The 21,702-nt window shown below is 37.3% G+C and carries 20 protein-coding genes; 14 read left to right on the forward strand and 6 right to left on the reverse strand.

Going from position 1 to position 21,702, the window contains the following annotated elements; translation table 11 throughout:
- The first annotated feature begins 89 nt into the window (after window positions 1-89).
- Window positions 90-1,481 (forward strand): ATP-dependent RNA helicase DbpA, encoded by a 1,392-nt coding sequence (gene dbpA / locus WAX86_RS15890; RefSeq protein ID WP_065171906.1) that lies wholly within the window; start codon window positions 90-92, stop codon window positions 1,479-1,481.
- Between the two features lie 75 nt (window positions 1,482-1,556).
- Here the strand turns inward: dbpA and WAX86_RS15895 are convergent, their stop codons facing one another.
- A complete protein-coding gene (locus WAX86_RS15895) occupies window positions 1,557-3,035 on the reverse strand; it encodes an NAD(P)-binding protein (RefSeq protein WP_341489661.1) in 1,479 nt (492 codons plus the stop codon).
- Between the two features lie 387 nt (window positions 3,036-3,422).
- On the opposite strand from WAX86_RS15895, the gene WAX86_RS15900 reads away from it, so the two are divergent.
- The 3 genes from WAX86_RS15900 (at window position 3,423) to WAX86_RS15910 (ending at window position 5,235) form a co-directional block, all read left to right on the forward strand.
- Window positions 3,423-4,430, forward strand: coding sequence for an OmpA family protein (locus WAX86_RS15900; RefSeq protein ID WP_341489662.1), 1,008 nt, complete (start codon window positions 3,423-3,425; stop codon window positions 4,428-4,430).
- 137 nt (window positions 4,431-4,567) lie between these two features.
- Window positions 4,568-5,002, forward strand: a complete 435-nt coding sequence (locus WAX86_RS15905) for a hotdog fold thioesterase (RefSeq protein WP_065171904.1) — start codon at window positions 4,568-4,570, stop codon at window positions 5,000-5,002.
- Complete coding sequence (locus tag WAX86_RS15910; RefSeq protein ID WP_036765547.1) at window positions 4,999-5,235, forward strand: DUF3389 domain-containing protein; 237 nt, start codon at window positions 4,999-5,001, stop codon at window positions 5,233-5,235. The genes WAX86_RS15905 and WAX86_RS15910 overlap by 4 nt, the downstream gene beginning before the upstream one ends.
- Before the next feature lie 58 nt (window positions 5,236-5,293).
- Here the strand turns inward: WAX86_RS15910 and WAX86_RS15915 are convergent, their stop codons facing one another.
- Window positions 5,294-5,725 (reverse strand): hypothetical protein, encoded by a 432-nt coding sequence (locus WAX86_RS15915; protein ID WP_005304671.1) that lies wholly within the window; start codon window positions 5,723-5,725, stop codon window positions 5,294-5,296.
- Window positions 5,726-6,116: 391 nt separating this feature from the next.
- Here WAX86_RS15915 and WAX86_RS15920 point away from each other — a divergent pair, with 391 nt between their 5' ends.
- Window positions 6,117-7,757: a phosphoethanolamine transferase gene (locus WAX86_RS15920; protein WP_237031733.1), complete on the forward strand. Its 1,641-nt coding sequence runs from the start codon at window positions 6,117-6,119 to the stop codon at window positions 7,755-7,757.
- 59 nt (window positions 7,758-7,816) lie between these two features.
- Here the strand turns inward: WAX86_RS15920 and WAX86_RS15925 are convergent, their stop codons facing one another.
- Entirely contained in the window at window positions 7,817-9,268 is a 1,452-nt protein-coding gene (locus WAX86_RS15925; protein WP_081283014.1) for a lytic transglycosylase F, read from the reverse strand.
- Window positions 9,269-9,489: 221 nt separating this feature from the next.
- Here WAX86_RS15925 and murQ point away from each other — a divergent pair, with 221 nt between their 5' ends.
- The 4 genes from murQ to WAX86_RS15945 all read left to right on the forward strand — a co-directional run bounded on the left by murQ (window position 9,490) and on the right by WAX86_RS15945 (window position 11,993).
- Entirely contained in the window at window positions 9,490-10,386 is an 897-nt protein-coding gene (murQ, locus tag WAX86_RS15930) for an N-acetylmuramic acid 6-phosphate etherase (protein WP_237031735.1), read from the forward strand.
- A 194-nt stretch (window positions 10,387-10,580) separates the two neighbouring features.
- On the forward strand, window positions 10,581-10,925 hold the full coding sequence (locus tag WAX86_RS15935; protein WP_065171985.1) for a hypothetical protein: 345 nt from the start codon (window positions 10,581-10,583) through the stop codon (window positions 10,923-10,925).
- A 27-nt stretch (window positions 10,926-10,952) separates the two neighbouring features.
- Window positions 10,953-11,273 carry a YbjQ family protein gene (locus WAX86_RS15940; RefSeq protein ID WP_237031736.1) on the forward strand — a complete coding sequence of 107 codons (321 nt, stop codon included), beginning with the start codon at window positions 10,953-10,955 and terminating at the stop codon, window positions 11,271-11,273.
- A 24-nt stretch (window positions 11,274-11,297) separates the two neighbouring features.
- Window positions 11,298-11,993: a class I SAM-dependent methyltransferase gene (locus WAX86_RS15945; RefSeq protein ID WP_068969439.1), complete on the forward strand. Its 696-nt coding sequence runs from the start codon at window positions 11,298-11,300 to the stop codon at window positions 11,991-11,993.
- Between the two features lie 2 nt (window positions 11,994-11,995).
- On the opposite strand, the gene WAX86_RS15950 is transcribed toward WAX86_RS15945, so the two are convergent.
- Complete coding sequence (locus WAX86_RS15950; protein WP_068969438.1) at window positions 11,996-12,883, reverse strand: LysR family transcriptional regulator; 888 nt, start codon at window positions 12,881-12,883, stop codon at window positions 11,996-11,998.
- Window positions 12,884-13,029: 146 nt separating this feature from the next.
- On the opposite strand from WAX86_RS15950, the gene WAX86_RS15955 reads away from it, so the two are divergent.
- Complete coding sequence (locus tag WAX86_RS15955; RefSeq protein ID WP_341489663.1) at window positions 13,030-13,932, forward strand: SDR family oxidoreductase; 903 nt, start codon at window positions 13,030-13,032, stop codon at window positions 13,930-13,932.
- Window positions 13,933-13,994: 62 nt separating this feature from the next.
- On the opposite strand, the gene WAX86_RS15960 is transcribed toward WAX86_RS15955, so the two are convergent.
- Window positions 13,995-14,285 (reverse strand): putative quinol monooxygenase, encoded by a 291-nt coding sequence (locus WAX86_RS15960; RefSeq protein WP_036765555.1) that lies wholly within the window; start codon window positions 14,283-14,285, stop codon window positions 13,995-13,997.
- Window positions 14,286-14,570: 285 nt separating this feature from the next.
- Here WAX86_RS15960 and WAX86_RS15965 point away from each other — a divergent pair, with 285 nt between their 5' ends.
- From WAX86_RS15965 to WAX86_RS15975, 3 genes are all read left to right on the forward strand, one after another.
- Window positions 14,571-16,622 carry an FUSC family protein gene (locus WAX86_RS15965; protein WP_341489664.1) on the forward strand — a complete coding sequence of 684 codons (2,052 nt, stop codon included), beginning with the start codon at window positions 14,571-14,573 and terminating at the stop codon, window positions 16,620-16,622.
- 127 nt (window positions 16,623-16,749) lie between these two features.
- The gene (locus WAX86_RS15970) at window positions 16,750-17,538 is read left to right on the forward strand and encodes a sulfite exporter TauE/SafE family protein (protein WP_341489665.1); all 789 of its coding nucleotides are present in this window, start codon (window positions 16,750-16,752) and stop codon (window positions 17,536-17,538) included.
- A 242-nt stretch (window positions 17,539-17,780) separates the two neighbouring features.
- The gene (locus tag WAX86_RS15975) at window positions 17,781-18,308 is read left to right on the forward strand and encodes an NADPH-dependent FMN reductase (protein ID WP_238055778.1); all 528 of its coding nucleotides are present in this window, start codon (window positions 17,781-17,783) and stop codon (window positions 18,306-18,308) included.
- A gap of 68 nt (window positions 18,309-18,376) precedes the next feature.
- On the opposite strand, the gene WAX86_RS15980 is transcribed toward WAX86_RS15975, so the two are convergent.
- Window positions 18,377-20,398 (reverse strand): FAD-dependent oxidoreductase, encoded by a 2,022-nt coding sequence (locus WAX86_RS15980; protein ID WP_341489666.1) that lies wholly within the window; start codon window positions 20,396-20,398, stop codon window positions 18,377-18,379.
- Window positions 20,399-20,695: 297 nt separating this feature from the next.
- Here WAX86_RS15980 and WAX86_RS15985 point away from each other — a divergent pair, with 297 nt between their 5' ends.
- A complete protein-coding gene (locus WAX86_RS15985) occupies window positions 20,696-21,610 on the forward strand; it encodes a LysR family transcriptional regulator (protein WP_005304687.1) in 915 nt (304 codons plus the stop codon).
- The last annotated feature ends 92 nt before the right edge of the window (window positions 21,611-21,702 follow it).

Here is a 21,702-nt window from a genome sequence, read left to right on the forward strand (position 1 = left end):
CGCAGTGTTTTTCTACTTAAGCATAAACACTTAGAAAGCTTGCTAGTTAATGATATACTCCACAACCTTTTTTCTAGTAGGACACGGTTGTGACTCAGACCTCATTTGCAACATTAAATCTTCACCCCGATCTTTTAGCTAACTTGGCATCGCTGGGTTACGAAAAGATGACGCCTATTCAAGCACAAAGTTTACCTATTATTCTTGCGGGTCAAGATATCATCGCTCAAGGTAAAACGGGCTCGGGTAAAACTGCGGCATTTGGTTTGGGTTTGCTTAATAACCTTAATGTTAAGCGTTTTCGTGTACAGACATTGGTTCTGTGCCCAACTCGTGAACTGGCTGACCAGGTTGCTAAAGAGATCCGTCGTTTAGCTCGTGCAATTCATAATATTAAAGTACTGACATTGTGTGGTGGTATGCCTTTTGGTCCGCAAATTGGCTCTCTTGAACACGGTGCACATATTATTGTTGGTACGCCAGGTCGAGTAGAAGAGCATTTACGTAAAGGTAACCTTTCGCTAGATAATCTAAATACATTGGTTTTAGATGAAGCCGATCGCATGTTAGAGATGGGTTTCCAAGATGCTATTGATGCTGTCATTGATTGTGCACCAAAGCAACGCCAAACTCTGCTATTTAGTGCAACATATCCAACTCAAATTGCTTCGATTGCCAATAGCATTATGAATAAGCCTGCGATGGTGAAAGTGGAAGCGACTCACGATAACAGCAGTATCTCTCAGCATTTCTATAAAGTAGATAATAATGAAGAGCGTATGGATGCAGTGCGTTTGTTACTGGCTAAACATCATCCAGAATCTGCGGTTATTTTCTGTAATACTAAGCGAGAAGCTCAAGAAGTGGCAGATACGCTGGTAGACGAAGGTTTTAGTGCTCTGGCGCTTCATGGTGATCTGGAACAAAGAGAGCGTGACAGAACATTGGTTCGCTTTGCCAATAAGAGCTGTTCTATTTTGGTTGCAACTGATGTTGCCGCTCGTGGCCTTGATATTGATGCTCTTGATGCTGTGATTAACTATCACCTAGCGCGTGATACTGAAGTGCATGTACACCGTATTGGTCGTACAGGCCGCGCTGGAAGTAAAGGTATTGCGTGTTCATTATTTAGTGATAAAGAACACTATAAAGTCGCTTTACTTGAAGATTACCTTGATCGCCCAATTTCTGGCGAAGCATTACCTGATCGAAGTGTATTAAATCAACCGCCATACCGTCCTGCAATGGTGACATTATTGATTGACGGTGGTAAAAAGCAAAAAGTTCGCCCTGGTGATATCTTAGGCGCACTAACTGGTGGTGATAAGTCTATCCAAGGCAGCCAAGTAGGAAAGATTCATATCTTTGATTACTGTGCTTATGTGTCTGTACAGCGTGATATTGCTAAAGCAGCACTGAAAAAACTGGAAAATGGTAAGATCAAAGGTCGTAACTTCCGAGCTCGCATGATTCGCGGCTAAGTTGTGACAAGATAAACAGCATAAAAAAGCAGAGCTCTAAATTTAGGCTCTGCTTTTCTTTTATGCTTATAAAAACTAAATTGCTCGCTGATAGCCTGTTGGTATTGCGAGTTCTTGAGGGTATCCACGCTCTTTGGCAATTGCTACAGCTTTATTGACAACATCATCTAATGAAAGGGTTTGGTTGGTTTTAAATTCTTCTTCAATAATGTCTGTATTATTAAGCGGATCAATCAGTTTATTGGCAATAAGATCGGCAACGATTTCATTTGCCGCACTTAAAGCAGAAGAGGCTTTGACAATTTCTGAACGAGCATAGCGTTGTGCGGCAAATGAGACATCTGCAGCACGAAGCGTAGGATCTAACCCCGGTATTTGTTGAGCGCCAAATAGAGGCATTCCACCAACCGTAGCTGTGGTGAAGCTTGGTACAAATTGACTCATATGAGCAATGGCACGTTCTGTTCGCTCAGACACTTCTTGTTGCTTCCAACGATCAGATATTTTTGTTAAAAAACTCGCTGCTAAATGTGGTTGAGAGCTAGTGGTTGTACTATGAACTAAGCCATCTTTGAATAAAGTAATATCTTCAGTCATACCATGAAGTTGGAAGTAACCGTTTGGATAAGGCGTTAATTGTGCCATTCCTTGCGGAGTTCCTCGCTCACCATGGAAAATCACTTCCGGCCATTGTGCGTGACAATCTTGCCAATGTGTAACATAAGCCGATTTAAACTCAACTAAACGGTCTCTTTTGACATGAATAAGATCGTCGATAGTCCCTGTTCTAAACCCACTTGCATTGACAACATAATCAAAGTGTTCGGTTTGTGGCTTATTTATACTGTTATTTGAAAATTCCAGCGTCCAAGTTTGAGAATCCGCCAGATAACTGAGGTTCGTCACTTTTGTTGAAGTGTGCACGATACAGTTGTTTTTTTGTGCCAACGCTAGACTGACAGTTGCGGCTATTCGAAAGACGCTCAAGCCGTACTCTTGAACCATCACAATAGGGTACTTAAATTGTTTCGGGTTAATCGATTTTGCGACAGGAATCATCCATTCATCGGGAGTTTGTGGACAAAGAGGTTGTTCAAGGACTGCGAGTGCTGTTATATCTGCTTCATTATATAGACGATAGTAATCATCTGGATTCCCTAGAACTGAATTACATGGATCTTGTAGAACCAGTTGAGCATAAAGGCTTTGTAACATCGTTAAGCGTGGCAGTAACTCTTTAGGGTCGCCAGCATCATGGGTGGGAACGGCTAACACTGTAGGGCGAACATTAACAGAAGCAGGGTAAGCTCTGACAGTATCAATGGATTGCTTAAGTAATGTCGCACATTGCTCGTCACTAATTTCACGATAAAGGTTACCACCAGCATGAAGGTGGCAGATAGGAGGACCATTAACTAGGCTTTTACCTTCTTCAAATAGCTCAACATCGATACCCAATTCGGCAAGACGCAATGCCGCAGTAGAGCCTGCCACACCACCACCAATAATACCTACTTTACAGTTTGATTGTTTATTATTGTTATGAAAAACCATAGTGTTGTACTCAATATCCTGTCTATGCAGCTCAAAAATATTCTGTGGGCTATTTTACTTGATTATGGTAATCAATTAAACGTCAAGAAAACTATGGAATTGATAGTGCATAACGATATAAGTTTTTAGCTCGGTGCTATCGGTTTTTAACAAAATTATAGTGATAATCCTTTTCCAAATATTTATTGATATCTAATTGATTTAATTTGCTATTGTTTATAACATTTGTGGTTAAAATAAAATATTATGTTAATCTATAAATGTTTGGATTAATCATTTGCTATGTAAATGTGATGTCGGTAACACTTTTGTGACCTTGGTTTGTATTAGCTAAGATCTCTAGACTAAAACAACAAGGCAGTGGTAAAAAAATAAAAGGATAATTTCATGTCTAAAGTTCGTTATGTTCTTCCGTTGGCACTTTTAATTTCAGGTGTCGCTAACGCAGCAGCAGATAACCCATGGTATGCGGGTTTCCGAGTTGGTGCTACTCACTATAATGATATTTCTGTAAATGGTGTGGACAGTAATTCTGCATTTGACCGCGATGATATGGGCGGTGGTTTGTTTGCAGGTTACAACGTAACTCCTTGGTTCGCGATTGAAACTGGCTACACTTGGCTAGGCCGTGCTGAGTTTGATAACAACTACAAAATGCGAGTTGATCAGCAAGCGATCGATCTTGTTGGTAAATTTACATGGCATGCAACAGACTATATGGGTCTTTATGCGAAACTGGGTGGTGCATACTACTTCTCAGAGGCGAAAGGTTTTGGTGCAGAAAAATATAAAGATGATGGTGTAGTTGGTACTGCAGGTGCAGGTCTTGAGTTCTTCTTAGATGATCATCTTTCTGCTCGTCTAGAATATCAGTACTACCATGATGTAGAACTAAAAGACAAAGATGTTCGTGCAAATTGGGACACTCACTTCTATGGTCTAAGCCTAGTATATAGCTGGGGCGCTCCAGAGCCAGTTGCAGAACCTGTATATGTAGATCAAGTCTCTGTTGCGACTTTAGAAGAGCTTAAACTGGCCGTTCCATTTGCCTTTGATAGCTCATCAATTTCTGCAGGTGATGCAGCTAAGCTAGTTCCATTTGAGCAGCGTCTACAAGAGCAAGATGCAGCACAAATCTATGTTGTTGGTTATACCGATAGCAAAGGTTCTGAAGCTTACAACCAGAAACTGTCTGAGCGTCGTGCAGATGCTGTCGCTGATGCGCTTCGTGCACATCTAAATGTTGATGGTTCTCGTATTATTGCTGAAGGCCGTGGTGAAGCAGATCCAGTTGCTTCTAACCAAACAGAAGAAGGTCGCGCACAGAACCGTCGTGTTGAGATCGTTTCTCCTTCAATCGATATTGAAACAGTAACTCAAGTTCTTGCTGAATAATTGAGTTTACTTTTGTAATGATAAGGCATCTTCGGATGCCTTTTTTTGTAAGTATTCGGTTTGGTTACCTAGATCACTGCTTGGGTTATCGTATTAACTTCGTTAAAATTCAATAGATCATTTAAAAAGGGGCTAGTATGTCGATTTGGAAGCGTCATTTTACGCTTGAAGACTTGAATGCAACGTCAAAAAATACGTTAGTTGAGCATCTTGGTATTGAGTATATCTCATTTAATGATGAAAGTTTAACGGCCACTATGCCCGTAGATCATCGGACACACCAGCCATTAGGGATGTTGCACGGCGGAGCATCGGTTGTGTTAGCTGAAACTCTGGGTTCAATAGCAGCCAATTATTGTGTTTCAGAAGAACATTATTGTGTTGGTTTAGATATTAATGCCAATCATGTTAGAGCGATGCGTAGTGGTTTTGTTAAAGGTATTGCTAAACCAACCCACTTAGGGGTAACAACACAAGTTTGGCAAATAGATATTGTTGATGAGCGAGATCGCTTAGTGTGTACAAGCCGTTTAACTATCGCTGTGATGAAACATAAAAAGAAAGAATCATGATCATTGAATTTTCTCAAGGAAAAATTATTGCGAATCAACGTGAAGTCGTTATTCGATTAAACGGTGAGGCTAGGGTATCGCTGCAATCCCAAGTTGATGAAATAACATTGATTGCTGGCGCTAATGTTGTAACAGCAACAGGAAGTGGTCTTAGTTGGTCTATTAAATTAGATACAGAAGAGCAGTTACAAAGCTTAGCATCAGAGATAGGTATCGCGATTACTTGTTATTGAAAATTAGTAATATAAAGGGAGCGACTAACTCCCTTTATTTGTAAATTAATGAGCTTTATTACTTATTAATGATGTTTTTATAGTATTTTGCTCGAGCAAATAAGAAGTCAACGTCAGGTGGAAAATCCTTATTTGATTTTGCATTCTTCATCATATCGAAAACTTGAAATTCAGTAAGAAGAGCAAATTGATAAGGTTCGAAATTATCACTATTTGCTTGTAGTGTTGGATCATAGTATTTATCACCTTTACGGATGATAGCTTGATCAATAATTTCGGCTTCATTACAGCGGTAGCCCAAAACGTAACGATCGCCCTTGCCATAAATAACATTCATGTAGCTATTATAGAAAGTCTCATTTTCAACTGTTGTACAGCTTTCTAAATCTGCTGGATCCATTGCTTCAACAGTGACAATCTTAACTTTATCTGCGTGAAAATGACGCTCTGTGAGTTGTTGGCGAATCGCTTCTAGACTTAATTGAGTCACATTTAATACCGTAAAATTACAAAAACGGCTAGATTATACGGTGAACCTTTCGCTTTGTCTTGAACAATTACAGTCTAGCATTCTGAAAACAACTATCTTAAATATCTCCGCAATCTTCGTATCTAAAAGCTTAGCTACTTCAATGTTAAGTATCCATTCAGAAATTTGCTCGTATTTTTCTGTTTTATGTCTTTAGGGTATTTATTGTGCTGATAACTACTCCTTTTGTGTCAAAATTCACTGTTTTTTATTATTAAAACCAGAGTTTCACAAAAATTTCACGGTTAATGCGAGATCTTACTGCCTTAGCGGGATTCTGCCACACCGTTAATTAGAAGTTGTTTACTTTTTACATCAATATCCTCATATAAGATAAATAGATAACAAATAAATGAAGAATTTACTCACTCATATTAAACAGCCAAAAACAGTAGGGATGGTTACCTTCTTATTGGCTCTTTATTTTGCCATTGTGCTTAATCTTCCGCTTTGGCGTACTTTTGAGCATATATTTCAAACCCTTCCTGCTGTTAAAATTGGTTTTATTATCTCTTTGCCAATTTTTTTAACTGCGGCTTTGAACATTATTTTTAATCTATTTTCATGGCCTTATATTACTAAGCCTTTTTTTAGTATCCTCATCTTTTTCTCAGCTCTCGTCTGCTATGCTATGTATCAATATGGTGCCATTTTTGACTATGGCATGATGGAAAATATTTTTGAGACCAATGCAGGAGAAGCAACGTCATACTTTAGCCTTACTGGTGTGGTATGGGTTACAGTTCTCGGTGTTTTACCCGTTATCTTACTGTTAAAAACACCCATAAAACCATATTCTTCAGCTCTTAAGTTCGTACTGATGAAGTTGGTTTCGATTTTGGCTTCATTAGTTATTATAGGTCTTGTTGCGTTTTTCTATTATAAAGATTACAGCTCTGTTGGTCGTAATAATCATTACTTAAACCGCGTGATTAACCCTGCTTATGTTTATGCTCTAGGTAAATACGTAAACAAAACATATTTCACTGAACCAATGAAGTATCAAGAAATTGGTACAGATGCAAAACAAGTTGTGTCCAAAACACATAATGGTAAGCCGACACTTTTTGTTTTTGTTCTTGGCGAAACAGCGCGCTCAATGAACTATGAGCTAAACGGTTACCCTCGACCTACTAACCAATATACGAAGAAAGACGGCGTGATCTCATTTAAGTCGGTGTCTTCTTGCGGTACTGCAACTGCTGTTTCTGTTCCATGTATGTTTTCAGCTATGAACAAGAGTGATTACAACCGAGAAGTCGCTTATAACCAAGATACCTTTATTGATATTTTACATCGTGCAGGTATTTCCATGTTGTGGAAAGAGAATGATGGTGGTGATAAAGGTGCTGCTGACCGTATCAATAAGATTGTATTAGATCGAAGTTCAGATAATCCATTATGTGATGGTGAATCATGCTATGACATGGCTTTACTTAATAATTTTGATAAAGAAGTTTCTGATATGAAGGGAAATAAATTTATCACATTACATATTATGGGAAGTCATGGTCCTACTTATTATAAGCGTTATCCCAAAGATCATGCGTTTTTCAAGCCAGATTGCCAACGCGCGGATATTGAAAACTGTACAACTCAAGAGATAGTAAACAGCTACGATAATACGATTTTGTATACCGACTATGTGATTGATCAGTTAATCCAAAAACTAAAAGGTTATAGCAAAGAATACAACACCGCTCTGTTTTATATCTCGGATCATGGTGAATCACTAGGTGAAGATGGTTTGTATCTACATGGGACTCCTTATACTTTAGCACCAAAGTATCAAACTACTGTTCCAATGATGGTTTGGATGTCGAAAGGGTTTGAGCAAGACCGCGGTATCAACCCATCATGTTTAGAAAAAGAGGCGGAATCTGGTCACTTCTCTCAAGATAACGTATTCCATTCAATGCTTGGAGTGATGGATGTTCAGACGAAAGTATACAATCCTAAACTGGATATTTTTAAAACGTGTCGTTCTGAATAATTCGATTTTTAAATAGCTGGAGATTAAGCCTCAGTGATGTGACCATTGAGGCTTTTTCTTTAAAATAAGCTTATTGGATTGTATTTATACGGAGGATGGAAGGGTTTAACTGTACCTTTACGTTCTTTTTTTAACTCAATTAGTTGCTTATACATAATAAAGTAACGGTTAATATTCTTTACATAAACAACAGGCTGTTTTCCTATATGTTTTCTTGTTACAACCTCAACATTTTTAAACCAGATGTTTGGGTTATAGCCTTGTTCTTTAGCATATCTTCGCATTTTAGATATATTTCCCGGCCCTGCATTGTACGCGGCTAAAGAAAGGTAAACTTGGTTTTGATAATCAATGCTCTCATCGGAAAAAAAGTACTTCCTTAAGTAAGCCATGTACTTAATTCCCGCATGAATATTATTTGTTGGATTGTAAATGTTTGAAATATTGACTGCTTTATCTCGAGCTGTGCTTGGTAAAACTTGCATAATACCAACGGCACCTTTATAAGAAACCTTGTTTTGCTCCAGCCCTGATTCTTGATAACCTTGCGCCATCATCATCAAGTAGTCAAAATCGTATTCAGTGGAAAATTTGAAGAAGATATTAGATAGTTCTTTTGCTTTGTCTATTTTAGATGGGCTGAGGAATTTTTTTAACCATAAATGCTGGTTTAAATATTTGTTATAAATAACATTACCCATTAATGTCCCTGATTTTACTGTTTTGATGTAGTTATTGATTAAAGCTAAAAATTTAGGACTATCTTTACGTACTGCCCACCCAATTTCCCCTTTATATCTTAACGGGAATTGTTCGTTTACTTGGATATTAGGCATGGTTGAGAGCCAGATTTTTACTTTATGGCTGTCTAATAAAGTTGCATTGATGAGCCCTACATTAATCATTTCTATTAATTCATAGTCTTGGATTGTTTCATCAATAAAATGGATGTTGATAGGAGCCAGTTGTTGTAATTCCAGTTGATTATTAACTCTAAGTAGACTTCGATAGTAGCTAGAGCTTTTTCTTACCCAGAAATCTTGCCCACTAAGTTGAGTGATTTCTGTAATCGGTGGATGAGATTTATTGGTAACGATAAGCTCTGAAATATTATCCAAAACAGGGTCACTGAATGCGACTTCTTTTTCTCGTGTTGCTGTGATCGTTAAATTGGCTACGATCAAATCCCCATAACCTTCAATCAGCAACGGAATTAATTGGTCTCGTGTTACCGGAATTATCTGGATATGCAATGGTCTGTTTTCTTTTTTAAGTTGTTGTTCAAAATGGGCGAGAAGCTCTGCAACAATGCCTTTCGGTTGACCATCTTCAATATAGTAAAACCCCAAATCAGCAGAAACCAGCACTCTAATGACTTTCTTCTTTTCAATAACCGCAAGATCGCCAGTATAGGGCTTACTCGTAAGGGGCGATAGCTCTAAAGCATAAGTCGATAAACTCAAGCTTGAGGCCATTAGTATCAGGGCAAAAAATTGCATTACTTTCTTCATATAGATTTCTTCATAAAGATTGCTCGTAAAACATCAGCAATTCTAAAAAGCTTATGTCGTGATCGCATATTTGACAATTTTTATGCTGGGCTCTAGATCCTCAATAACTAAAATTTATACTCTTATTTCTGATTAAAGGGGAATTTTCCTACCGTAGCACCTTGAAATGACTTAGGTATAATGTGAGTAATTCTGATTGTTAAAAATACGAAATAATTATTATGAAAATTGATTTATCTCAGTTAGTAACTGAAAGTCGAAACCAAGCAAGTAATGCAATTGATACGTTATCAACACTTGATATGGTTACTGTCATCAATCAAGAAGATCAAAAAGTAGCCTTAGCTGTTGAAAAAACACTACCTGAGATTGCTCTTGCTGTAGATGCCATCGCTGATGCATTTATGGCAGGGGGACGACTTATCTATATGGGGGCAGGAACCTCAGGTCGGTTGGGTATTTTAGATGCCAGCGAGTGTCCGCCAACATATGGAAGTAATCCTAATCAAGTGGTTGGGCTGATTGCTGGTGGTCATAAAGCCATATTAAAAGCGGTAGAGAATGCTGAAGATAATCAAGAGTTGGCTGAACAAGATCTGCAAAATTTAGGCTTAACCGAAAATGACGTGGTGGTCGGTATCGCTGCAAGTGGACGTACTCCTTATGTTATTGGCGGAATGAAATATGCGCGCTCTGTTGGGGCTCAAGTTGTTGCGGTAAGTTGTAATCCACAAAGTGAAATGACAAAAATAGCTGATATTGCGATTACTCCTGTGGTTGGAGCTGAGGTTGTTACTGGGTCTTCTCGTATGAAAGCTGGAACTGCGCAAAAACTCGTACTTAATATGCTGACAACAGGCGCTATGATCCGTACTGGTAAAGTATTTGGTAACTTAATGGTCGATGTGGAAGCAACCAATGCTAAGTTGATCCAACGTCAAACCAATATCGTCATGCAAGCGACTGATTGCGATGCGGCACAAGCAGAAGAAGCGTTAAGTGCCTGCGATAGACATTGTAAGACTGCTATTTTGATGATTTTAGCTGGGCTTGATGCGGAACAAGCAAAAAAGCAACTAGCAAACCACAATGGCTTTATTCGTAGTGCATTAGGCTAATTTTCTCTATATTGATGTTCAGTAAAAGGAATTGATAACTTTGATAAAGCTTATAGTAGCGATGGTGAATATATCGTCTTCACCATTTGTATCCTCACAGCTATTGTTTAGCAGGTATTATGACAATAAAAGGACAGAGTTTGGCCAGTAATAGGAGTAGTTTGTTAGAAATATAGAAGGTGGATGATATTTTTATGAAAAAACGAATACTTTTACTTACATTGTCTCTTTTGGGATGTTCTGATGTTGTGACCAGTCAATACGAGACTTATCAGATTGCAGATGATGATGGCGTGTTTGATCGAGGTTGGCTACCGAGAGTGGTACCAAAAGATGCAACTCAAATTACTGTACATAATGATTTAGATTTGAATTCTTCAAGTGGACGGTTTTCGTTACCTCAACATGAAATTCGTGATTTTGAGAAACATCTTAAGCCCGTCGAGAATATCGCGAAGTATCAATATGAAGAAAATGGCAATATGTGGCTATTTTCGATCCATAATAACGGTACTATCGACTATGAGTTACTCCCATAATTTGGAATCAAATAAAGGAAGCTGCTTATGAAATACTCAACAATTGAAACAATGCCAGGGTATGAAATTACAGATGTACTTGGTGTGGTGACAGGAAACGTCGTTCAGTCTAAGCACGTAGGTCGAGATATCATGGCTAATTTAAAAAGTATTGTTGGTGGCGAGCTTAAAGGCTATACCGAAATGTATAATGAAGCACGCAGTATATCTATTGAACGAATGCTTGAGGAAGCCAGAAATCTTGGTGCTGATGCTGTGATAGGTGTTCGTTTTACTACAAGCTCCGTTACTGAAGGTGCTTCTGAAGTTATGGCTTTTGGCACGGCAGTGACATTGCACAAACATTAAAAATTTAAAGTTTAGAGAAATACAATGTCTGATATGTATACAAAGCATGCCAAGCGATACGATGCTGTGGCACAAAGTAATATTTATAATGCGCTATTAGAAAGGCCATCTACCATAGCTCTGCTGAGTCCGTTGTCCGAAAAAACGGTATTAGATATGGGATGTGGTTCAGGTATTTACGCACAATACTTTTTAACTCACAATGTGAATTATCTAACTTGTATAGACGCTTCTTCGGAGATGATTGAACTTGTTAAAGCAAAGCATGGTTCTAATGTGAATGCCTATGTTCAGGATTTGAGTCAAGGTTTACCTCAAGAGCCAGATAATCTTTATGATGCTATTATTTGCCCATTAGTACTGCATTATTTAGAAGACTTACCAGCTCTTTTTCAAGAAGCATATCGAGTCCTGAAAAAGGGTGGGTATATGGTTTTTTCAATGCACCATCCATTTGCCGACTTTGAGTGTTCTGTAACGGGTAACTATTATGAGCGTGAGCAAATAGAAGAAGAGTGGGATACCGTTGGTGAACCCGTTACAGTTCGTTTTTATCGTCGTTCGTTAACTGAGATAACAGAAGCTCTTAATGCTGCCGGATTTGTAATTAGTCGATTGACCGAAGGGGTAGTAGCGAAAGAAGCTAAGCAGATTTCTCCTGAAACGTATGAGAGACTATCACGAAACCCGAATTTTATTTTTATCCGCTGCGAAAAGTAAATTTAAAGTTGATAGCAATCTCCCTTTTGCTTTAAAAACTCAATTAAAGTTCGTACTCTTAATGGCATAAGAGATTTTTCTTGATAGACAATATAAAAGGGTATTTGTAGATCATGCGCTTGTGGCAGTATACGAACTAATTGACCACTATTTAGTTCATCTCGGATAACGAAACTAGGCATGATTGCAAATCCGAGGTGATTGAGTACAAAGCCTTTAACTGAAGCTGTTGTTCGGACTTGAATCTTAGGTTTATGTTTGAGACTGATTGTTTGTCCGTTGCAACTCGTTAACCTTAATACGTTGCTACTGTGTACAATCTCATGGCTGATCCAGTCTAAATTTAATAAATCTTGAGGGTGATTGATCATCCCTACCTTTTCTAAATATTCCGGGCTGGCACAGAGCATATCGCAAAAATACCCCATTTTTATTGCATATAAGCTTGAATCTTCTAAAGCAGAGGAGGCTCTAACGGCTAAATCGCATCTCGACTCTATCAAATTGCTATAACTATCACTTTCGATAATGTCTAAGTTAATCTCAGGATGGAGATGCATAAATTCGCTAAGAACATCTATTAGTGCAAAACTTGGCGTTGAAATTCGTATTGTTCCGCTTGGCCGGTGAGTTGTATCGGTAATCTCTGTATTAGCCTCTAGTGCTATCTCTCTAATTAGTCGACACTTTTTATAATATATTTCGCCAGCATCAGTTAAAGATAATGATCGAGTCGTTCTATTTAGAAGCCGAGTATCTAGCTCTGTTTCCAGTTTAGTGATGATTTGTGAAACTCGTGATTTACCTAGGTTTAACGTTTCAGCTGCTTGTGTAAAAGATTGATTTTCAACAACTTGAGCGAAAATCATCATGTCATCAATAGATATCATAGTTATATCGTTTATTTTTATTAAACAATGAGTTTATCTCAAAGGTAATTATTAATCTATTTGTAAACTATATAGTAGAACCATCAACAGCACGAGACAGCAATTAACTGTGATGCTGTATTAAAAATATTGATGGAGTAAAAATTATGTCAAGTCGTAAACTATTAGTAACTGGCGCTTCTGGAAAGTTTGGTTTACTTGTTGTTGAGCAGCTTTTAGAGAAGTTTAATATTGATCCTACACAACTGATTGTAACTACTCGTGACGTAAATAAATTGAAGTTTTTATCTGATCGTGGTGTTGATGTGCGTGAAGCTGACTTTGCTAAACCAGAATCTCTAGTCAAAGCATTTACGGGTGCAGATTCAATGTTATTTATCAGTATTGATGCAAATGGCCCAAGAACAGAAGCTCATCTAAATGCGGTCAATGCGGCAGAAATGGCTGGAATTCGTCATATTTCATACACTTCAATGGGCTCTGCAGATAAGTCACCGGTTGTTTTTGCTTTTGAACATGAAGCGACAGAGCAGGCGATCGCTAAAAGTAACATTCAAAGTTGGACTATTTTGCGTAATAACTGGTATTTCGAAAACTTTATTGATTATTTTGCGAGTATTTTCCAGACAGGATTTTGGTTAACATCATCAGGTGAGGGTAAAGTTGCTCAAATTTCGCGTGAAGATCTTGCCTATGCTGCCGCAGCTTCTATTGTCAATGATAGCGATACTCGACAAGTTCTATCACTGAATGGTTCTGATGCGTTAACCGCTAAGCAGATGCTTAATATCATCAATGATACATTAGATACAAATATTCAACTTGTTCCGTTAACTGACGATGAGTACCGAGCTAAATTAGCATCATTTGGTTTACCTAAAGCCATTGTTGAATTATGTGTAACTATGGATGAGCATAATCGCAAAGATCTCGCTGATGGCAATGATGATGACTTTATGCGTTTGACAGGAAAAAGACCACAATCGTTCTCTGATTGGTTAATAAACAATAAAAAGACTTTAGTTTCATTAGCTGAACAATCTGCTTAATCTAGTGTATTAACGGAGTGAGTTTTAAAATAGGCCTTTATTATTAAAGGCCTATTTAGTGATTAACCAATATGAGTCATTTTATTGATAGTAAATAATTCGATGGCGCCTTCAGTAGCTTTGACATACTCGGCAATTGGTGTGTTATTTAAATGGGCTTGCAGCTTATCTTCAGAACTCCAATTTTCAAAAAATACAAAATGAGCTGGGTTTTCATTATCTTGGTGAAGGTCGTAGCTAATACAGCCATCTTCTGCTCGTGTCACATCAATCAACTTCAACAGTTCTGATTTTACGAGATCAATTTGTCCTTCCTTTGCAATAATATTTGCAACAACAGTCAATTTAGACATAGCTATTCCTTATTTTCTGAATGAATACTGCAACTTGGCAACATTAGATAATTTATGGCACAAAATGATATGTGCAACAAGCATATTAATAAAGCGGTAACTCGTTGAATCTGTTTTAAGTAATATTTGAAAATCAGGGTTACTGTTGAGTTCTATTTGTTGTAATCAGCTTAGTTTTAAATTTGTTATCTATGGGTTAAGAAAACCTTTATCGTAATATGAATCTGTTAGTGTTAACTTTATAAAATTAGATATATAAACACATTGTAGTATTGGTTATAAGTTATGGTTTCTAATTTATTTCGACAAATGTGGTATTCTCCTCAAATAAATACAGGGATTCGTGCTTTTTCAGCTATCGTACTGATAATGGGGATTGGCGCTATAGTTGGAGAGATTAATAGCGCAATGACAGCTCTAATGACATTACCTGCTGCATTAATCAGTGGGCTAGATGTTGCAGGTCCAAGGCGCTGGACTCGTTTTTTTATTACTTTATTGTTGTGGTCTGGAACACTTGTTTTTACTTATCTATTGTTATCCCTTCAATTACCATTGTGGCTAATATTTGGTATGCTCTCTACTATTTTGGTGAGTATGTCTGTAAATGGACCATTCTGGGGGCGATTAGGAATGTCTAGTATTCTGATCGCTGCTGTTACCTTATCGTTGTTTAAGTCAAATACAGTCGATTTTATTCAGTATACTATGCTGATTTTTGGACCTTTACTGTTTTCGTTGTTCAGCTGGCTTTGGTTTCTGTTGTGGAAAGATTATGCTTTAAGAGTCAGCTTATCTGCAATTTATCAAAATCTTAGTCTATTTATTGGACAACGGGTTCGATTTTTACTTGGACATAATATTGAAGATGAATGGACAAAAATAAAATTCCAGTTAGTTGAATTATTTGAGCAAGCATTTCAATCGGAAGCCTTTCGTATGGGCAAGAAAACTGATGATACGTTAAAAAACGAATTAGTCTTAGCTCTTGATATTTTTGAAGGTTTGTTAAGTAGTCATACCCAGAATCCAGATCTTCTTTTTGCTATTCAAAATGATATTAAAAAGCAGAAACTGTTAATTGAATGGAAGAATAATTGTCAACAACGGTTACAAATTAAGGTTGAGCAATTACTAAAAACGGGAACGAAAACGCATTTTCCAGAACAATCAATATTAGCGATTACAGAAAACCTCATATATTTATTACAAGTAGATTTCGGGCAACAACCAAGGTTTATATATTGGGCATCGGCGATAAAGCATGTGTCAAAACGAATTGAATTTAATGAACAAACTTATGAAAGACAATTTAACATACAACCATTTATATTAACATTTATTTGGCCGCGTAAAGATAATCCGATATGGAAACATACTGCTCGTATTACTTTGATTTATATGTTAGGGGCTGGACTGGCACAATACTTTCAATTATTGCATCCTGAGTGGGTATTAATATCAATATTAATGGTTATTCAACCGACGTTTAGTGCAGTAAGAAGTCGAATATTGCATCGTTGTTTAGGGACTATCAGCGGTGGTTTATTAGCGATTCTTTTTCTTCATATGGGAATATCCAATATTGGTATTTTTGTTGTAATTGCTATTTTACTCCCTGTCGCCATGTTTAATATTCTGCGTAATTACTCCATAGCTATAGGTTGCATCACAGCAATGCTAATCTTGGTTTTTCAAATAATGACAAGCCAGGGCATGAGTCTTGTAGGACCTCGGTTAATTGATAATATTATTGGGTGTATAACGGTTCTTGCTGGCTACAGTATTTTGTGGCCGCAGTGGAGAGGAAAAGAAATTCATGATCAATCTTTAAAAGCATTGGGGGCGGCTAAAAAAGTTTTCATCACTTGTTACCAGCAACTGCAGTTATCTTCTGAATACAAAGATGCGAATCAACTTTCTCTAATACGAGCTGAATTGTTGAATGCGGAGAATGCTCTTGAGTTGATCTATAGTGAAATGCAGCAAGAGCCTAAGTTTACAAGAAAAGCTCCTGCCTACTATGAAAAAGTTATTAGTCAATATCATCTTTTATCTCATTATCTATGCCTCTTATTACCTTTAGCCAGAAGTAATACTCAAACTTTATCGCCTCAATGGTTGGAACATATTGAACAATCAATAGATGCACTCATATTAAGTGTTAAAGAACACAACGTTATAGATTTGCCTTGTTTGAATAAAACAGTACTCCAAGAGCTAGACAGTCCATCTATAGAGACTCAAACTGTTGCTGAGTTAATGTGGCTCTCGCTGATGACGATTAAGCAATTGCATGATTTAGTCAGAGATAACATAGAAAACAACAATAGCTAAATGTGCTTTTTTCTTCTATTCCATGGATGTTTTACTCTAGTGTAATCTTACATAATAGATATACCTATTTACATGACAATAAATTAACGACATTATTTCTTAAAATTTTTTGTTCGGTCTAATAATAATGGAAATTGGTTTACTCTATCTATTCGTAGGGGCTTTTGGTGGGGTTATAATTGGTGCTCTTGGTAGTGGAAGTAGCCTTGTTATTTTACCTGTGCTGTCACTCATTTTTCTCAATATCTTCCCTGAAGCAGTTTCACTTAAAGTGGCAGTTGCTTCTTGTTTAGCTATTCTTATTGTCGGTAGCATCTCTGGTTCAATCAGTTATATTAAGGCGAAGCTCTTTAATGTAGAGTTAGTAAAATGGTGTTTACCTGGGGTGATCGGCGGAGCTATTCTGTCACCGCTAATCTCTCATTTGTTGCCATCTAGTATACTTAGAGTTTATATAGCTATTCTAATTATTGCGATTGCATCTTATAAGTTATTAAAAATTATTAATAAAAAAGATGATGTCAAAAAGCCGCTTGAACCGTTATTATTAATGATAACGAGCTTGATCTGTACAACATTAAGCGGGTTAGCGGGGGTTGCTCTGGGTATTTTGATGATCCCTTTCTTATCTCGATATGCTGAGCACAGAGCTGTTTTAGGAACAAACTTAATTTTGGCAGTACCTTATTCAATTATTGGTACTGTTGGCTATATTGTGTCAGGACTTCATGCTGATATTTCGGGTTCTCACTTTTTATTAGGTTATGTTTATCTCCCTGCATTTTTATTCATTTCGATTACAATGGCGATTTTTCCTCCTGTTGGTTTGAAAATTGTGAAGAACATTGGTCCTACGATAACCCAGCGTATCTTCTATATTTACTTATTAGTTATTGGTATTACGATTCTTCTATAGCTGTATATTTTTTATATCAATACAAAATACATAATGCCCAAAGTGATTTTTTAATGACTTTGGGCTTTTTACTATCTGCTTGCTATGGTTAATATACTTGTTTTACTTGATTGTAAGTCATATGGAAATAGTGTTGTTACTTTGGTGCTATTAATGATTTATGAAGCTTAATGTAGACTGGTTTCATCAAGTCGAGCGATACGCTCCAAACAAAGAAACGATTACAATAAAAAGGCGATAATATGAAAATTTTAGCATTCGGTGCAACCAATAGCCGCAACTCAATCAATCAACAATTTGCTCGTTATACAGCCTCTTTAGTCCCTAATGCGGAAGTGGAAGTATTAGATCTTAATGATTACGAACTACCGATTTTTAGCTTTGAACGAGAAGAGCAATTAGGTCAGCCAGAACTGGCACAAAAGTTTTATAAAAAGCTGGGCGAGGCTGATGCCATCATTATTTCTTTTGCGGAACACAATGGTTCATACGCAGTTGCTTACAAGAACACTTTTGATTGGGTTTCTCGTATTAATCAAAAAGTTTTTCAAGAAAAGCCAATGCTTCTATTAGCAACATCACCAGGTCCTGGTGGCGCAGCTAGTGTGTTAGGCAGTGCAGTTGGCTCTGCTCCATATTTTGCAGGAGATGTTCGAGCGTCTGTTTCACTACCAAGTTTCTACGATAATTTTGATATGGCGACCGGTAAAGTTACTAACGCTGAAATTGATACCAAGCTTAAAGAAGCCGTTGAAGAGTTGGTAAAATAATAAAAAGCGAACCTGATAAATAACCCCCAATAGTTGATCGATCAACATTGGGGGTTATTTATGTCTACTTAAATCTGACGAGCAACTTCGTAACCCTCCCAAATTGCTGCCATAATTGTTCTTGCTTGTTGACTATCACCAATATTATAGATTTCATCAACCTCGAGTTGGTTAGCCAATTGATCATAGATTGATGATTCTGCTTTATAGCCAAGAGCTAAAACAACATGTGGGTAATCTATAGAAGAGATATTTGAATCTTTATCTTCAATTTCAATGCCCGTTTTTGTAATAGTACGCAGTTTTGTTGCGAGCTTCACATCAACTTTATGCTTTACCAGTAGCTCTTTTAGCATTTGATAATTTGCAAAACATGTTCCATGAGGGCCGCCAATAATGTCGTTATCAGCTTCGATAAGAGTAACATCTTTGTCTTTTTGAGCAAGCCATAGTGCTAACTCAGAGCCGACTAATCCACCGCCAATAACACAAACTGATTGTCCTATTATTAGTTCTGGGTTCATTAAGATATCTTCTGCAACGGATACGTGTGATTGATCTGCACCAGATAACCAAGCGGGAACCTCGGGTTTTGAACCGGTTGCGAAGATAACGGCATCAGCATTACATTCTTGAATAATATCTTGAGTTACCTTGGTATTGAGGTGAACATAAACACCTTGGCGTTGTAGTTCACCTTCAAACCATCTAATCAGAAGTTTATCGTCATGCTTAAAGGGTGGTTGACTACCAGGTATAACGTTACCTCCTAAGTATGAAGTTGCTTCAAACAAATGAACTTCATGGCCCCTTAAAGCGGAAACTCGCGCAGCTTCCATCCCTGCGACACCACCACCGATGATCATTACTTTCTTTTTTATCAAACAAGGAGTCAGTTTGTATTCTTCTTCACGGCCACAAGCTGGGTTTACCGCACAAGAAATATTGCCAACTTCAGCCATGCGTCCTAAACATCCTTGATGGCATGAAAGACACGGTCGAACTTGTTCAAACTTACCGCTACGGATTTTGTTTACAACATCTGGGTCGGCAAGAAGTGGACGGCCCATTGAAATACCATCAGCGACGCCTTCTTGTACCGCTTTAGCTGCTAAGTCTGGATTTTCCATTCGTCCAGCCATTAGTACTGGGATATCAACAACCTCAGACACCGCCTTGCAATAAGGTTGGTACATACCCGGCTTAAAGTAATTTGCTGGGTGGTTCCAATACCACGAATCATAAGTACCTGCATCAACATTTAGCGCATCGTAACCAGCATCTTGAAGATATTTAGCCGCACGTAATCCTTCTTCTAGATCTCGACCAACTTCGACAGCATCTTCTTCAGGAAGAATACCTTGGCCATAGCCTTTCATATTACTTTTTACTGAGTATCGTAGAGATACAGGGAAACGTTCACCGCAAACTGATTTGATTGCCTTTACGATTTCAACTGCGAAACGGTAACGATTTTCAAAACTGCCACCGTACTCATCTGTACGTTGGTTAAAGAAACTTAGAGAAAATTGGTCAAGTAAATATCCTTCGTGGACAGCATGAATTTCAACACCATCGTAGCCAGCCTTTTGAGCAATAGCCGCGGATTCAGCAAATTTAGCAATAAAATGTTTAACTTCTTGAGTCGCTAATTCTCGATGCTCAAGGGTTGGATCAAAACGGTTTGCAGCTTTTGATGGTGCTACACATTTATCATTAGGAGTAAAACCTGGAATACATGAACGTCCCCAACCAGCGGTAAGCTGAGCAAAGATTTTACAACCATAGCTATGAACACGTTCAGTCAGTTCACGGGCGCTACGAATATAAGCGGTAGGGTTATAACTTGGGCATGGTAGCGATGGCATCGGAAACTGCTCTAGCTCGTTTTCTACCATTTGGACACCCGTGATGATTAATCCAACACCGCCTTTAGCCCTTGCAACATAATATTCAACGCCACGAGCATTATAAGCGCCATCTGAATCTACACACCCTAATGTTCCCATCGGAGCCATAGAATAGCGGTTTTTCAGTGTTAATGTTCCAATTTTTAATGGTGTAAATAATATTTGATGTTCCTGCTTCATAAGATCTACCTTGCTTTATTTTATCTGATAACTATTAAACGGATATCGAGACAAAAGAGTTTGCGTAGACTGCCAATGGTTTGACTTTTCTTGCCATATCCTTCTTGTTTGATCTAAGACAAATATTACAGAGAATGTGCTCTTAGTGTATGAGCTTAGTTTTATTGCGTAATGTCAAAAAAATATCCATTGGCATAAAAAGACAAAAGAATGTCCTAAATTAACAATTATTGAGTGAGAAAGTAATTACTCTTACGAGCGAAGAATCACTGCACTTGGCATAAGTAGAGTATCAAAATGGAAAGCAACTATCTTCAACCCTTGATTAAGTATGATCAAAATTTAATGGTCGCTCTCTACGTACTGTTAAGAGAAAAACACATTAGTAATGCCGCTAAGCATTTATGCATTTCTCAATCTGCTGTTAGTCAAAAGCTTTCAAAGCTGCGTTACATCTTTAACGATAATCTGCTAGTTCGAATCAATAATGAGATGGTTTTAACGCCATTTGCATTAACTTTATATCCAATGCTTGAAGCTCATATATCAAGTGCTATTGATATTTTCCATATGAGACACAAAACAAATGATACGATGAAAAAAGTGTATCGTATTTGTATTATTGATGGTATTGGAATGGATTTAGTATCGAAAAAATCTTTGGATATTCTTAAAGACATGAATTTTGCAGTCTCATTTGAAATTATTAACCGTTATGATGCTTGTGTAGAAGACTTAAATAATGGAAATTTAGACTTATTAATAGGAAGTTTTGACGGATTATCAAATAATATCCATCAGGTTAATATCGGAGAAATGGAGTATGGGTTATTTGCAGATAAAAATAACCCATTATTACAACGAAAAAGTGGCAAGGTTACTTTTGATGAACTCTATAGTGAAAAATTTATTGATTTCAAATTTCATGGGAAACTAGGTATTGAGGTTAAAAGTGTTTTTAATAAAAACGGGAAGTTTCTAAATACTATATTATCTTATTCACAATATGATTTAGTTGCAAAAGCACTAATTGATACAGAGTTTCTTGCATTTATACCTGTAGGTTTGGTTAATACGGAAGAGTTATCCAAAATAGAGCTGGATATGACTTTACCAAAAGGAAAGTGTTATATGTATTGGCATTCTGTCATGGAAAAGGATTTATTTCATAAGTACTTAAGAAATAGCTTTGTAAATATGAGTTGTTTTTAATTTATTCTTGGTTATTACTTTTCCTAATATCTACTATATATATGAATTTATGGTTTTAAGTTTTCTGTTTTTTATAATGAGTCTGCGTATTA

It is taken from the genome of Photobacterium damselae subsp. damselae, assembly GCF_038086725.1.
Taxonomy (GTDB): Bacteria; Pseudomonadota; Gammaproteobacteria; order Enterobacterales; family Vibrionaceae; genus Photobacterium; species Photobacterium damselae.

What these genes read in the sequence shown, in the direction of transcription:
- WAX86_RS15895 (WP_341489661.1), bottom strand. Translation starts at nt 3,035, where the DNA reads ATGGTTTTTCATAACAATAATAAACAATCAAACTGTAAAGTAGGTATT.
- WAX86_RS15900 (WP_341489662.1), top strand. Translation starts at nt 3,423, where the DNA reads ATGTCTAAAGTTCGTTATGTTCTTCCGTTGGCACTTTTAATTTCAGGT.
- WAX86_RS15905 (WP_065171904.1), top strand. Translation starts at nt 4,568, where the DNA reads ATGTCGATTTGGAAGCGTCATTTTACGCTTGAAGACTTGAATGCAACG.
- WAX86_RS15910 (WP_036765547.1), top strand. Translation starts at nt 4,999, where the DNA reads ATGATCATTGAATTTTCTCAAGGAAAAATTATTGCGAATCAACGTGAA.
- WAX86_RS15920 (WP_237031733.1), top strand. Translation starts at nt 6,117, where the DNA reads ATGAAGAATTTACTCACTCATATTAAACAGCCAAAAACAGTAGGGATG.
- WAX86_RS15925 (WP_081283014.1), bottom strand. Translation starts at nt 9,268, where the DNA reads ATGAAGAAAGTAATGCAATTTTTTGCCCTGATACTAATGGCCTCAAGC.
- murQ (WP_237031735.1), top strand. Translation starts at nt 9,490, where the DNA reads ATGAAAATTGATTTATCTCAGTTAGTAACTGAAAGTCGAAACCAAGCA.
- WAX86_RS15935 (WP_065171985.1), top strand. Translation starts at nt 10,581, where the DNA reads ATGAAAAAACGAATACTTTTACTTACATTGTCTCTTTTGGGATGTTCT.
- WAX86_RS15940 (WP_237031736.1), top strand. Translation starts at nt 10,953, where the DNA reads ATGAAATACTCAACAATTGAAACAATGCCAGGGTATGAAATTACAGAT.
- WAX86_RS15945 (WP_068969439.1), top strand. Translation starts at nt 11,298, where the DNA reads ATGTCTGATATGTATACAAAGCATGCCAAGCGATACGATGCTGTGGCA.
- WAX86_RS15950 (WP_068969438.1), bottom strand. Translation starts at nt 12,883, where the DNA reads ATGATATCTATTGATGACATGATGATTTTCGCTCAAGTTGTTGAAAAT.
- WAX86_RS15955 (WP_341489663.1), top strand. Translation starts at nt 13,030, where the DNA reads ATGTCAAGTCGTAAACTATTAGTAACTGGCGCTTCTGGAAAGTTTGGT.
- WAX86_RS15960 (WP_036765555.1), bottom strand. Translation starts at nt 14,285, where the DNA reads ATGTCTAAATTGACTGTTGTTGCAAATATTATTGCAAAGGAAGGACAA.
- WAX86_RS15965 (WP_341489664.1), top strand. Translation starts at nt 14,571, where the DNA reads ATGGTTTCTAATTTATTTCGACAAATGTGGTATTCTCCTCAAATAAAT.
- WAX86_RS15970 (WP_341489665.1), top strand. Translation starts at nt 16,750, where the DNA reads ATGGAAATTGGTTTACTCTATCTATTCGTAGGGGCTTTTGGTGGGGTT.
- WAX86_RS15975 (WP_238055778.1), top strand. Translation starts at nt 17,781, where the DNA reads ATGAAAATTTTAGCATTCGGTGCAACCAATAGCCGCAACTCAATCAAT.
- WAX86_RS15980 (WP_341489666.1), bottom strand. Translation starts at nt 20,398, where the DNA reads ATGAAGCAGGAACATCAAATATTATTTACACCATTAAAAATTGGAACA.
- WAX86_RS15985 (WP_005304687.1), top strand. Translation starts at nt 20,696, where the DNA reads ATGGAAAGCAACTATCTTCAACCCTTGATTAAGTATGATCAAAATTTA.